The 12,394-nt window shown below is 56.4% G+C and carries 14 protein-coding genes; all 14 read left to right on the plus strand.

What is annotated here, in order from left to right; translation table 11 throughout:
• Window positions 1-332: 332 nt before the first annotated feature.
• Entirely contained in the window at window positions 333-1,148 is an 816-nt protein-coding gene (locus tag ABRP98_RS10895) for a hypothetical protein (protein WP_349859219.1), read from the plus strand.
• Window positions 1,149-1,253: 105 nt separating this feature from the next.
• Complete coding sequence (locus ABRP98_RS10900) at window positions 1,254-1,598, plus strand: HNH endonuclease signature motif containing protein (protein WP_349859230.1); 345 nt, start codon at window positions 1,254-1,256, stop codon at window positions 1,596-1,598.
• Between the two features lie 316 nt (window positions 1,599-1,914).
• Window positions 1,915-2,577 (plus strand): tetratricopeptide repeat protein, encoded by a 663-nt coding sequence (locus ABRP98_RS10905; RefSeq protein ID WP_349859220.1) that lies wholly within the window; start codon window positions 1,915-1,917, stop codon window positions 2,575-2,577.
• Complete coding sequence (locus tag ABRP98_RS10910) at window positions 2,577-3,560, plus strand: HAD-IIA family hydrolase (protein ID WP_284782903.1); 984 nt, start codon at window positions 2,577-2,579, stop codon at window positions 3,558-3,560. Before ABRP98_RS10905 ends, ABRP98_RS10910 begins: the two co-directional genes overlap by 1 nt.
• Complete coding sequence (locus ABRP98_RS10915) at window positions 3,551-3,712, plus strand: hypothetical protein (protein WP_284782900.1); 162 nt, start codon at window positions 3,551-3,553, stop codon at window positions 3,710-3,712. The genes ABRP98_RS10910 and ABRP98_RS10915 overlap by 10 nt, the downstream gene beginning before the upstream one ends.
• Window positions 3,712-4,518: a TlyA family RNA methyltransferase gene (locus ABRP98_RS10920; protein ID WP_284782898.1), complete on the plus strand. Its 807-nt coding sequence runs from the start codon at window positions 3,712-3,714 to the stop codon at window positions 4,516-4,518. Before ABRP98_RS10915 ends, ABRP98_RS10920 begins: the two co-directional genes overlap by 1 nt.
• Entirely contained in the window at window positions 4,518-5,399 is an 882-nt protein-coding gene (locus ABRP98_RS10925) for an NAD kinase (RefSeq protein ID WP_349859223.1), read from the plus strand. Before ABRP98_RS10920 ends, ABRP98_RS10925 begins: the two co-directional genes overlap by 1 nt.
• Window positions 5,399-7,069 carry a DNA repair protein RecN gene (gene recN, locus ABRP98_RS10930; RefSeq protein WP_349859225.1) on the plus strand — a complete coding sequence of 557 codons (1,671 nt, stop codon included), beginning with the start codon at window positions 5,399-5,401 and terminating at the stop codon, window positions 7,067-7,069. The genes ABRP98_RS10925 and recN overlap by 1 nt, the downstream gene beginning before the upstream one ends.
• A gap of 10 nt (window positions 7,070-7,079) precedes the next feature.
• A complete protein-coding gene (gene steA, locus ABRP98_RS10935) occupies window positions 7,080-8,240 on the plus strand; it encodes a putative cytokinetic ring protein SteA (protein ID WP_284782893.1) in 1,161 nt (386 codons plus the stop codon).
• Window positions 8,241-8,254: 14 nt separating this feature from the next.
• Window positions 8,255-9,163 (plus strand): copper transporter, encoded by a 909-nt coding sequence (locus ABRP98_RS10940; RefSeq protein WP_349859227.1) that lies wholly within the window; start codon window positions 8,255-8,257, stop codon window positions 9,161-9,163.
• 2 nt (window positions 9,164-9,165) lie between these two features.
• Window positions 9,166-9,804, plus strand: coding sequence for an NUDIX domain-containing protein (locus ABRP98_RS10945; protein WP_284864657.1), 639 nt, complete (start codon window positions 9,166-9,168; stop codon window positions 9,802-9,804).
• On the plus strand, window positions 9,801-10,691 hold the full coding sequence (xerD, locus tag ABRP98_RS10950) for a site-specific tyrosine recombinase XerD (protein ID WP_284852588.1): 891 nt from the start codon (window positions 9,801-9,803) through the stop codon (window positions 10,689-10,691). Before ABRP98_RS10945 ends, xerD begins: the two co-directional genes overlap by 4 nt.
• A gap of 164 nt (window positions 10,692-10,855) precedes the next feature.
• Entirely contained in the window at window positions 10,856-11,728 is an 873-nt protein-coding gene (locus ABRP98_RS10955; protein ID WP_023022236.1) for a ParA family protein, read from the plus strand.
• 6 nt (window positions 11,729-11,734) lie between these two features.
• Window positions 11,735-12,394: segregation and condensation protein A (locus ABRP98_RS10960; protein WP_349859228.1), on the plus strand; the 660-nt coding region annotated here is incomplete at its 3' end.

Here is a 12,394-nt window from a genome sequence, read left to right on the forward strand (position 1 = left end):
CTAAGCCTGTACACGCTGATGGTACTGCAACCGGGAGGTTGTGGGAGAGTAAGTCACCGCCGACACCAAACAACAAAAAGAGAACTACATACTGTTACTGGTAGTCCCCGAAAGACCACCACCCTGCATGACATGTGGGTGGTTGGTGTTTCGGGGACTTTCCGTCGTTTTACCCCCGCTGATATTTACGACTTGTACTCTGCCGAGCCGGGGTTATGCGTGTCGGGTGTGTGGGTTTTACCCCCTGGTGTCTGATGTGGTGGGTAGTCTGATGCCTAGTTAGACGAAAGCACATTCGACCATTCATGTGGAGTAATCGGGGTACTAACACGATGACAAGTAGCACACCACCACCCACCACAACAGGTGATACCCGTCCGGCCGGCGAGTCACTAGACTACAACGCCGCTACTGATGGTGAGGCAGATGTACCGGTAGTCTTTTATGCCACCAACACACCACATAACCCTATTGCTGCAGCTGGAGTTAAGGCTAGGAAGAACTCCTGGTTGTTCTACCAATCACTACTTCCAGACCTAGATGATGACGTGGACCTGACGTTAACCAGCTTGGCTAAAGACCTAGGACTTTCCTATAGCATCTTATCTGGCATTATTAGGGCACACTTCCGCATGCAGGAACTACCGCTCGTGGCAGCCACCAACATGGAGCAATGGATACTAGATACACCACGCCTTAGGGTTATCGACCGGGAAATAGAACGTGTAGGCGACAACCACGAACACCTAGGCCTAGTCGATGCCGCCCTGGCAGATTTCCTCACACCGACAGCACCCAGCCAGCATGTGCCGACCGTGGCGGAAATCCGCCGCTTTATCCGAGACTTCATCGACACCCATCAGCTAGCAGTCGATGATACTGACGAGGTCGAGCCTGCCCTTAACGTAGCTGTGCATAATAACCGGGCCACGATTAGTTTGACGTGTGATAAAGCCACTGCCGCCATGATCGCCCGCCATATCGACACCCAAGCAGACAACAACAGGTGCGGTGCCGGTGAAGCTTTAATCCAACTCATCCTGGACAACACGCATACCATAGTCGCGATTAATACCTTCACCACCGACACCACCGGCGACAATAACCCTGCCGGCGCCGGTGGTGGTGCTGGTGAGGCGAAAGTGTAGTTCCCAGGCTACGGCTGGTCCCGCATTACCAACCTAGAAAACATCGACACCTTCACCCGACAACTCAAACCAGACCACACCGAAAGCTACCAGCCCACCAGCCACATCCGCGCCTACACACAAGGAAGAGACCTCACCTGCCGCTGGCCCGGCTGCACCACACCAGCACACAAATGCCAACTCGACCACCGCATCGAATACAACAACGGCGGACCCACCAGCCCCGACAACCTCGTCACCCTGTGCCAACACCACCACAACATCAAAACCGACAAACGAGTCCACTACATCATGGACCCCGTCACCGGCACCATCGCCTGGCTACACACCGACGGCACCTACCAAACAGACCACCCCACAGGACCACTGGCCACCACAAACACACACTGGCACTACACCTGGAAACAATTCCTCACACACAAAAGAAACAAACACAACAACAAAAAATAAGAACCTATGATTCAGTACCGGAGTGGGGAATTGCGATGAAGTGCATCTAAACACGGACAAAGGTAAGGAAATTTCCAGATTCTTTGAATGTCGTTTAGCACTGTAGAATAGGTGCGGTATTTCTGTGCGAGTTCCAACCAAGAAAGGGTAGGACTGAATGTCGGAGCGCAACCAGCACGGCCGTAACGGCCGCGGACAAGACCGTCGGGGTCGAAATCCACGCAATTCGGGGGACCGTGATTCTCGCGGAGGGGGAAAGAAGAAATCTTTCTCTCCACAGCGCTCTGGGTATAGGGAAGAGCGAATCAACCGGCGTATGACCGATCCGGATATTCCTGAAGAGGTTGATATCAATGACTTGGACCCATTGGTGCTCCAAGATTTGAAATCTCTCTCTAAAGAGAACTCGGAGGCCGTCGCCAAGCACATGATCATGGCGGCGACCTTGATGGACGATGATCCTAAGCTGGCGCTGCGGCATGCGCGCGCGGCTAAGGACCGTGCGGGCCGCGTGGCTATTGCCAGAGAAGTTAATGGTATCGCTGCTTACCGTGCAGGCGAGTGGAAAGAGGCACTCGCCGAGCTCCGCGCTGCCCGCCGTATTTCTGGCGGTCCAGGAATGCTAGCGGTTATGGCTGATTGTGAACGCGGGCTGGGGCGGCCGGAAAAGGCATTGGAGTTAGGACGCAGCGAGGAGGCGAAAGAACTAGACAAAGAATCGGCTATTGAACTGGCGATCGTGCTGGCAGGTGCTCGCCTTGACCTCGATCAACCTGAATCAGCGGTGGTTACCATCCAGAGGGCACAACCTGACCGCAGCGATCGCGGAGTGAGTGCTTGTAGGTTGTCGTATGCCTATGCAAACGCTCTTCTCGCTGCGGGGCGCAGGGATGAAGCCCGCGAGTGGTTCGAGCACACCATCGCCATTGATGAGGGTGATTGGACCGATGCCGCAGACCGATTGGCGGAATGTAAATAATGAGTGTTTTGAGCAAACATGACGCCTTATTGCTGGACCTGGATGGAACCGTCTGGGAGGGCGGCCGTCCGCTAAGTAACGTAGTAGACGTTATTAATACGTGCGGCGTTCCCGCAGTATATGTAACAAATAATGCGTCGCGGAGCCCAGAAGCCGTCGCCACAATGCTGACGGATATCGGTTTGACTGCGGATTCTGGTGATATCGTCACCTCCGCCCAAGCGGTATTGCAGTTGGCCGCGGAGGAAATCCCGTCAGGTGCGAAAGTACTAATCATTGGCGCGGATTCTTTCCGGGACTTGGCCAAAGAGATGGGCTTTTCCGTGGTCTCGAGTGCTGATGATAAACCAGCAGCCGTCCTGCAAGGATTCGATAAGTCCGTTGATTGGGAACAGTTGACGGAGGGGGCGCTGGCTATCCGGGCAGGCGCGAAGTTTTTCGCCTCAAATTTGGATACGTCTCTTCCAATTGAGCGGGGGCTAGGCGTTGGCAATGGTTCCCTCGTTGCTGCTGTCCAGAAGGCGACGGGAGTAGAGCCCGTTTCTGCCGGCAAACCTGAACCAGCGATGTTCTTCCTCGCAGCCAAAAAGGTCGGGTCGAAAAAGCCATTGGCGGTGGGCGACAGGCTAGATACGGATATCGTTGGGGGTAACGCCGCAGCGATGAATACCTTCCATGTCTTGACCGGTGTATCGGGCGAGCTGGAGCTTATCGAAGCACCGGTGGAGGCACGGCCTAATTTTATTGGTGCAGGCATGCACGAGCTTTCATTGCCTATTTCGCAGGTGCGACCGGGACCGCAAGGAGATTTTACCGCGCGATGCGATGGGTATGATGTCCTATTGCAGGGGGGAAATGAATCCTCTACCTCGGTGCAAGCGCTGCGGACAGTCTTGGAAGTGGCGTGGTCGATGCCGGCACCACCTCGGTATATTCAGCCGCGTAGCGAATTTGCGGAAAAGGTTGTGTCGAAATGGCGGTAAAGCCACACGATTTTCGGGCCGTGAAAGAGCCTGAAGAAGTAGATTCGGAGATTTCGACAATTCTTGGCGAAGATGCGCCAACACTCGCAGAAGAAATCGACCAACTGGACAGGGCGCATTCCGTATTGCGGAATGCTTTGCAGGAGAACTAATGCCACCACAACGCCGCAGGCTGGATGCAGAACTTGTGCGCCGAAAGATTGCGCGATCTCGTGAGCAAGCCCGCGAGATGATCAAGTCTGGCCGTGTGACCGTCGGCGGGTTTAAAGCAGAAAAGCCTGCAACAGTTGTGGATCCTGAAGTCTCCATCAAGGTCGAGGAGTCTGAGGAAGACAGGTGGGCGTCTCGCGGCGCGCATAAGCTTTTGGGCGCACTAGCCACATTCGACGTCGACATGGATGGCCGCATCTTAGATGCAGGGGCATCGACAGGAGGATTTACAGATGTGTGCTTGGCGTCTGGTGCGCGTGAGGTGCTATCCGTTGACGTCGGGTATGGGCAATTATTGTGGCGCCTGCAAAATGACGACCGCGTGACGGTTTTGGATAGGACCAATATCCGCACTATTAATCCGGAGATGACCAATGGCCTGTGCGATGGCATGGTCGGGGATTTATCTTTCATTTCCCTAAAACTGGTGCTGCCAGCAATTGTGGAGTGCATGAAGGACGGTGCGTGGCTGCTGCCGATGGTCAAGCCGCAGTTTGAGGTGGGCAAAGAGCGCATCGGCAGCGGCGGGGTGGTTCGTTCTCCGGATATGCGCAAAGAGGCCACGCAGGACGTTGCTGAATTTGCCGTGTCTTTAGGCCTTAGCCTGCACGGTGTTGTGGCTTCACCGTTGCCGGGTCCGAGTGGAAATGTGGAATATTTCCTGTGGCTGAAAAAGGACGGTATGTCCACGGACGTGGCTACAATGAAACAGATGATTGATACTGCCGTTGAAAAAGGTCCGCAGTAATGCGAGAGATATTGTTGGTTCCACATGCCAATCGCGCAGAGAACCTGCAGGCTACCTCCCGTGCAGCCGAGTTATTGGAGGAGGCAGGGATAACGGTTCGCGTTTGTGCGGACGAAACCGTCCTGCCAGGGCTACAGCACGTGCCGCATTCTGATGCTGCGGCGGAAGGATGTGAATTGGTTCTTGTTCTCGGCGGTGATGGCACCTTCCTGCGCGCGGCTGATATGGCACGCGCGGTTGATATTCCGGTCCTCGGAGTGAATCTAGGGCACGTAGGCTTCCTCGCAGAGTGGGAAGTGGAGTCATTAGACCGTGCCGTCGCTCGCGTAATAGAGAAGAGCTACCGGGTGGAGGACAGGCTGACGGTGGATGTCTCTATTTCGGATGCCAACGGTCACCAACTGGCTAGCAGTTGGGCTTTGAATGAGGCCTCGGTAGAAAACCAGAACAGGTCGGGCGTGTTGGATGCGATTTTGGAGATCGACCGGCGCCCGGTCTCGTCGTTCGGTTGTGACGGCGTGCTGATTTCGACTCCTACGGGATCTACGGCGTATGCATTTTCTGCCGGCGGCCCAGTGCTGTGGCCATCGCTAGATGCAATCTTGGTCGTGCCGAATAATGCCCATGCACTCTTTACTAAACCTTTAGTGGTTTCTCCCAACTCTTTGGTGGCGGTGGAATCAACCATGCAAACCACACCGGCCGTAGTTATCTTGGATGGGTGCAGGGAACTTATTATGCCGGCGGGCGCCCGCGTCGAGGTGGTGCGCGGTAAGCGCCCCGTGCGCTGGGTGCGGTTGGATGATCAGCCCTTTACGGATCGATTGGTCTCTAAGCTGCGGTTGCCCGTGGAAGGCTGGCGCGGACCGAAGGAGAAATAGTGCTTGTCGATATTTCTATCAATGATTTAGGAGTCATTCGCCATAGCTCTGCGGAATTATCGGAGGGCCTGACCGTATTGACCGGTGAGACCGGCGCTGGCAAAACCATGGTGGTTACGGGGCTTCGATTGTTGGCCGGCGGGCGTGCTGATGCCTCTCGGGTGCGCGATGGCGCTAAAAAAGCGGCCGTAGAGGGCCATTTTAGTTCCGCGAAGGAGAGCATCAGCCAGCTGGTGGACTCGGTGGGCGGTGAGCCAGATGAAAATGGTGAATTTATTGTCTCGCGCACGGTTTCGGCTGCGGGGCGATCGCGGGCGTATTTGGGAGGGCGAGCCGTACCGGCCGCCACGTTGGGAGATTTCGCGCGGGAGATAATTACCGTGCATGGTCAGAATGACCAATTGCGCCTCTTGGCCCCAGAGGAGCAACTCGCGGCCGTGGACCGTGCGGACCCGCAACTGGCTGGCATTCGGGAAGACTATGCTGAGGCCTTTAAAAAGTGGCGCAGCCTGGCCAAGGACTATCGTCGGCGCACCGAGTCTCGTAGGGAGCTTGCCCAGGAAGCTGACCGCCTGCAATATGCGCTAGAGGAAATCAACGGTGTGGCACCCGAGCCAGGGGAAGACGCGGAGCTGGTGCAGTTGGTGCAGCGCTTGCAAGACGTCGACGGGCTGCGCGAATCCGCACACACTGCTTTGGCGGCGATCGATGGAACGGAAGAGCTTGATGAGGCTGCTTCTTCGCTGCTAGGGCGCGCGGGATCAGCGTTGGTGGGATCCTCGGATAAAGAGCTGGCGGATTTGGGCGAGCGCATATCTGAAATCACCTCGCAGCTAGGCGATATTTCGGCTGAGCTCGGTGGATACCTCGCGGGGCTGCCGGCAGATCCGAATCTGCTGGAGAAGTCACTGCAACGCCAGCAGGACCTTCGAGCGTTGACTCGGAAATACGCCAGCGATATCGATGGTGTTTTGGCGTGGCGCGATGAGGCGGAGTCCAAATTGGAGTCGATGGATACCTCCACTGAAGTCCTTGAGGAACTTAAGGCGCAGGTCAAAGAGGCTGAGCAAGAGATGAAGCAGAAGGCTGCGGAGCTTACGAAAGGTCGCCGGAAAGCGGCGGAGGCGCTGGGCAAACTGGTGACTGAAGAGCTGCATGGACTGGCCATGCCCAATTCCACATTGTTGGTTGAACTGTCCGCGGCTAAGTATTCCAAGACGGGCGCCGATGCCGCGGAGTTGCAGCTCAATGGGAAGCCATTGGCCACCGCAGCCTCCGGTGGCGAGTTGTCTCGCGTCATGCTTGCCCTTGAGGTTGTGCTCGCCAGCGAGGACGGTGCGACATTGGTCTTCGATGAGGTCGATGCCGGCGTGGGCGGGCGTGCGGCGGTAGAAATTGGGCGTCGGCTAGCGCGGCTAGCTGCGCATAATCAGGTTATCGTCGTGACGCACCTGCCGCAGGTAGCTGCGTATGCGGATGCGCATTTGCATGTCTCGAAGGACAAGTTTACCTCGGGGGTAGCCGAGTTAACGGAGCAGGAGCGCGTGGAGGAATTGGCGCGCATGCTGGCTGGTTTGGATGACACGGAGACGGGGCGCGCGCATGCCCAAGAGCTTTTTGATCGCGCACAAAAAGAAGCTTCCGCGCGCCTTACCCAGCTGGCGGACTAAGCAAGGAACAATGGAGCCCATGGCTCTGTTTTCCCGTAACCCCGATCATCCTGGTGAGCATGCTGCATTGCGCGATTGCACCCCGGGAGCGAAAGGTCTTAAGAAGTTTTCTGCAGGTGACATCGCCGTTATTGATGCGGCGAATATTTCTCGCCCCGAGGCACAAACGCTTGTGGAATTACAGCCCTCCGCGGTGGTCAACGTCGCCAGGTTTTCTACTGGCTCCATTCCTAATTGCGGTCCGCACATGCTTCTCGATGCCGACATTGACCTCCTCGAAGGCCTCGGCGAGGACTTTATTTCGGAGTTTAAGGATGGCAAGAAGGCACATATTGGGGACGATGGAAAGGTCTACGTCGCGGATAAAGTAATCGGGACGGGGCAGAAGGTTTCCAGGGAGCGCGCAGACAAGAACTTCAAGGCGGCACAAAGCGCACTCATTGACCACATGGAGTCCTATTTCGCGAGCTCCATCGACTTCATTAACTCTGAGGGCCCCTTGCTTATCGATGGCCTCGGGGTCCCCGCATCCGGTGCCGAGATAGCTGGCCGGAAGGTCATCGTTTTATCTCCCACCGAAGACCACCGCTCCCAGCTAAAAGAATTGCGGAATTTCATTCGGGAGTATGAGCCGCTGCTCATTGCGGTTGATGAAGCCGCGGATTCTTTGCTGGAGCAGGGATATAAGCCTGACTTTATCATTGGCGATCCTGCCAAGGTAAGCGATGAGTCGCTGCGTTGCGGTGCGCGCATTGTGGTGCCCGCGGATCCAGAAGGCAGCGTGGAGAGCATTGACCGCATCCAAGAATTGGGTATCGGGGCCATGACGTTTCCGGCGGCTTCGGAATCGGCCACGGATTTAGCGCTGCTCTTTGCGGATTACCACGGTGCGGGCCTTATCGTGCAGGCAGGTGGCGGTTTTGACCTCGATGATGTTTTTGCCAACCGCGTGGCTCCGTCTGCTGTACTGTCTCGGCTGAAGGCCGGAACCAAGGTGGTCGATGCTGAGGCAGTAATCAACCTGTATTCCGCTCCGTCCTCGCACCTTGGTTGGCTATGGGCCCTTTTGAGCATTTTAGTGGCGATTGCAGCGATCATCTTGATCGTGGGCTTCGGCGGGAGCCAGGATTTCTTGAGTAATTTAAGCCAGACGTGGTCGAGCCTATTCTAAGCGGGGGTAAAAATATGGCGAAAGCGCAACTAATTACGGGCCTCGGACTTGGGGCGGCGGTTGGAGTGGCCCTTGGTGCCTTGGTGATCGCGCCCAACCTGACCACCAGCGTGGCCGACGATGACCCGATCCGTGCAGAACACCGCAAGGTGGTGCAAGAAAATAAGATCTTGCAGAATCAAAACGAGGCGAGTGATGACATCGTCAGTGATGTAGCCCCAGATTTGGTCTCCGGTACATTATCGCAGCGGCCAGTGCTGGTTATTTCCACCGATGATGCAAATAGCAATGAACTTTCTGAAATCACGAAGCTCTTAGAAGCCTCCGGGGCCACCGCCGCGGGAGAAATCAAGCTGAGTAAAGACTTTCTGCGAAGGGAAAGCAAAGACGATATCGTAAAAATCCTTAAAGATAAGGCCCCGAAAAAGGCAGATCTTAAGGGACTCGATAAAACCGTAGGAAGCTATGGCGGCGAGGTTTTGGGCGCGGCCTTATCCATGGATCCAGAAAGCACGGAACCAATCGCAAGCGTAAAGGAACGATCTGAGCTGCTGCGTGCCCTGCGCGATGAGGATTTTATTGATTATAAGGACGGGACCATCCTTCCCGCCCAGTCCATCATCATTGTTTCCGGCAGTGGGGTGCGCGGATACTATTCGGACACCTTGGCTGAGTTAGCCACCGCTTTGGATGAGGTCAATGGCAGCGTGGTGCTTAGCGCACGGAGCAAGCAGACCCAAGATGATAAGACAGTAGAGCAGTTGCGCACCAAAGACGTGGATCTTTCTACCGTAGATGGTATTGAGCGTGCGGTAGAGCGCATTGCCGTGATTTCTGCTGCCGAAGAACAGCTTAATGGGGGCAGGGGAGACTACGGTTCAGCAGAAAGCGCGGATTCTGCCCTACCTGAAGAGGAGAAATAACAGTGGCCCACGATTTTCAGGTCTTGGATTCAGAGTTAATTTTCGATGCCCCTATCGTGGCCGTACGCCGCGATACCTTGTCCATGCCGGGAGGGAACACCGCGGATAGGGAGATCATCGAGCACTTGGGCGCCGTCGCGGTAGTGGCCTTGGATGAGGATCGGCGCATCGCGATGGTGCATCAGTACCGGCATAGCGTCGGCAAGCGGCTGTGGGAACTGCCGGCAGGATTGCTCGATGTAAAGGGCGAGGATGAGCTTTCCGGCGCGCAGCGCGAGTTGCAGGAGGAAGCGGGCCTTGCCGCGAAGGATTGGGAAGTTCTCACGGATATGGTGACCTCACCGGGGTTTTGTGAGGAAGCCGTGCGGATTTTCCTTGCTCGCGACCTTAGCGAGGTACCGGCGCTGCAGGATACCGGCGATGAAGAAGCCGATATGGATTTTTCCTGGGTTGATCTAGACCAGGCGGTTGACAAGGTGCTGGGCGGCGAGATCGTTAATTCCGTTGCGTGCGCGGGTATTTTATCCGCATATGCCACGGTCATTGGTGGAAAGCCGACGCGTTCGGTGGATGCGCCGTTTGATTTGCGCCCGACCCATATGGCGGCCCGCCGCAGTGGACCGGACCTGAAAAAGCAGTGACTGCTGCAGAGGACATCGCTCAGACTTGGTTGAATCACCTCGCCGTCGAGCGCGGGGTGTCAGCTAATACCCTGAGCAATTACCGGCGGGATATTCGCCGGTACGTGGATTGGCTGGCGGACAATGGGGTCCAGGACCTACGGCAGGTAACCCGGCCGATGGTGGAGGCCTATTTGAAGGACCTGCGCGAAAAGATGGCGGTATCTTCTGCCAACCGTGCCCTCATTGTGGCGCGCGGGTTGCACAAATTCGCCGTTGCGGAAGGGGAAGTCGATAGCGATGTTGCCGCCGAGGTGAGCCCGCCTTCCACGGGGCAACACCTGCCGGAGACCTTGAGCGTGGACGAGGTGTCACGCCTCATCGAATCGACGCCGACGGAAACGCCGGTTGACCTTCGCGATAGGGCGCTACTAGAAGTGCTTTATGGCACTGGGGCGCGCATTTCTGAGGTAATTTCGCTGAATGTCGATGACGTAGCTACTGCCGATGACGTCTTAATGCTGCATGGCAAAGGCAATAAGGAGCGGCTTGTACCCCTTGGCTCGCACGCCAGGCAGGCCATCGATGCCTACTTGGTGCGCGCCCGGCCGGTGCTGGGAAAGGGGAAGACCGCCGCGCTGTTTTTGAATACGCGCGGCGGCGCGCTCTCGCGGCAAAGCGCGTGGTCCATTATTAAGACGGCCGCGCAGCGTAGCCAGTTGGATAAATCTATTTCCCCGCACACGCTGCGCCATTCTTTTGCTACGCACCTTCTCGAAGGCGGTGCCGATGTGCGCACCGTGCAGGAGCTTTTAGGGCATTCCTCAGTGACTACGACGCAGATCTATACGCACGTCACTGCTGATTCCTTGCGGGAAGTGTGGCGGACAGCGCATCCGCGGGCGTAGCTTCCGCTCGTGCGGCAAGTGCTTAAGTCAAAGTTAGACACTTGATATTTGCAAAGTCTCGGTAGTCATAAAGGGGAGCGGGTACGCTATAGTTACAACGTTGTAAGCAACCCTATGCCAAATGTCATGGTCCATGACTTGGCGTCAAGGAAGAAGGTTTGACTGTGAGCGAAGAGGGTCTCTTTTCAGCCTCTGATGTAGAGACGGGGCTAACTGGCCGCCCTGTCCGCGAGCTGCCGGAACCCGCCCCCTTGGAAAAACATGGGCCCGCCACCATCATCTCGATGTGTAACCAAAAGGGCGGCGTGGGCAAGACCACGTCAACCATCAATATGGGGGCCTGCCTCGCAGAGTATGGACGCAAGGTCCTACTGGTTGATTTGGACCCGCAAGGCGCCCTTTCGGCTGGGCTGGGATTAAACCATGACGACATCGAGGACTCGATTTATGACGTGATGTTGGATAGCCATACCTCTATCCACTCCGCCATTCACCACACCAGCGTGTCCGGCATGGACCTCGTTCCGGCCAATATTGACCTTTCCGCAGCAGAGATCCAGATGGTCAATGAAGTAGGCCGCGAGCACACCTTGGCGCGAGCCCTGCGTCCGGTGCGCCGCGACTATGACTTCATCATTATTGACTGTCAGCCTTCCTTGGGTCTGCTTACGGTCAACGCCCTAGCTTGTTCCCAGGGCGTCATCATCCCGATGGAATGCGAGTTCTTCTCGCTGCGCGGGCTTGCCTTGCTCACGGACACGGTGGAAAAGGTCTCTGACCGCATCAACTTCGATCTGGAAGTCATGGGCATTCTGGTCACCATGTTTGATCGGCGCACCAAGCATGCCCGCGAGGTAATGTCCCGCGTGGTGGAATACTTTGGGGATCAAGTATTCGATACCGTCATTACCCGTACCGTGCGCTTCCCAGAAACCTCCGTGGCCGGCGAGCCCATCACCTCGTGGGCTCCCAATTCACAGGCCGCGCAGCAATACCGCGATCTGGCGAAGGAAGTCATCGAGCGCTCGACCGTCTAAGCTACCGTGACGCAACCAGAGATTACGGGATTCCGCATTGCCCTGCGGAATTTCGAGGGGCCATTTGATCTGCTTTTGCAGCTCATACAGGCCAAGAAGATGGATATCACGGATGTGGCCTTGTCTGAGGTGACCGATGAATTTGTGGGGTACACGCGGCAGTTGGGCGAGAACGCGGATCTGGATGAAACGACTGATTTCTTGGTCGTGGCGGCAACGCTGTTGGATTTAAAGGCCGCACGGCTATTGCCGCGGGGCGAGGTCGATGATCTAGAGGACCTGGAGTTGCTGGAGTCGCGTGACCTGCTCTTTGCCCGGCTTTTGCAGTACAAGGCCTATAAGCAGGCGGCGGATCAATTTGCCCGCTGGCAGCGGGAAGCGCAGCGCAGTTATCCCCGAGCGGTGAGCATCGAAAAGCAATTTGCGGAGCTTTTGCCTCCCGTCACCTTGGGCCATACTCCGGCGAGCTTTGCGGAAATGGCGGCGGGTGTCTTTCGCCCCAGGCCGCCGGAAGAAGTGGCAACGGGCCATATTCATGGCGTCGCCGTCTCCGTGCCCGAGCAGGCTGGAAAGATCCTCGAAACGCTCAAACTCATGGGTGCCGGGCAGTGGACAAGTTTTTCCTCCCTTACCCGGGATTGCACCACAACCATGCATATCGTCGGC

Origin of the sequence: Corynebacterium sp. KPL2838, assembly GCF_040225455.1 — a bacterium.
Classification (GTDB): Bacteria; Actinomycetota; Actinomycetes; order Mycobacteriales; family Mycobacteriaceae; genus Corynebacterium; species Corynebacterium rhinophilum.

What these genes read in the sequence shown, in the direction of transcription:
- ABRP98_RS10895 (WP_349859219.1), top strand. Translation starts at nt 333, where the DNA reads ATGACAAGTAGCACACCACCACCCACCACAACAGGTGATACCCGTCCG.
- ABRP98_RS10905 (WP_349859220.1), top strand. Translation starts at nt 1,915, where the DNA reads ATGACCGATCCGGATATTCCTGAAGAGGTTGATATCAATGACTTGGAC.
- ABRP98_RS10910 (WP_284782903.1), top strand. Translation starts at nt 2,577, where the DNA reads ATGAGTGTTTTGAGCAAACATGACGCCTTATTGCTGGACCTGGATGGA.
- ABRP98_RS10915 (WP_284782900.1), top strand. Translation starts at nt 3,551, where the DNA reads ATGGCGGTAAAGCCACACGATTTTCGGGCCGTGAAAGAGCCTGAAGAA.
- ABRP98_RS10920 (WP_284782898.1), top strand. Translation starts at nt 3,712, where the DNA reads ATGCCACCACAACGCCGCAGGCTGGATGCAGAACTTGTGCGCCGAAAG.
- ABRP98_RS10925 (WP_349859223.1), top strand. Translation starts at nt 4,518, where the DNA reads ATGCGAGAGATATTGTTGGTTCCACATGCCAATCGCGCAGAGAACCTG.
- steA (WP_284782893.1), top strand. Translation starts at nt 7,080, where the DNA reads ATGGAGCCCATGGCTCTGTTTTCCCGTAACCCCGATCATCCTGGTGAG.
- ABRP98_RS10940 (WP_349859227.1), top strand. Translation starts at nt 8,255, where the DNA reads ATGGCGAAAGCGCAACTAATTACGGGCCTCGGACTTGGGGCGGCGGTT.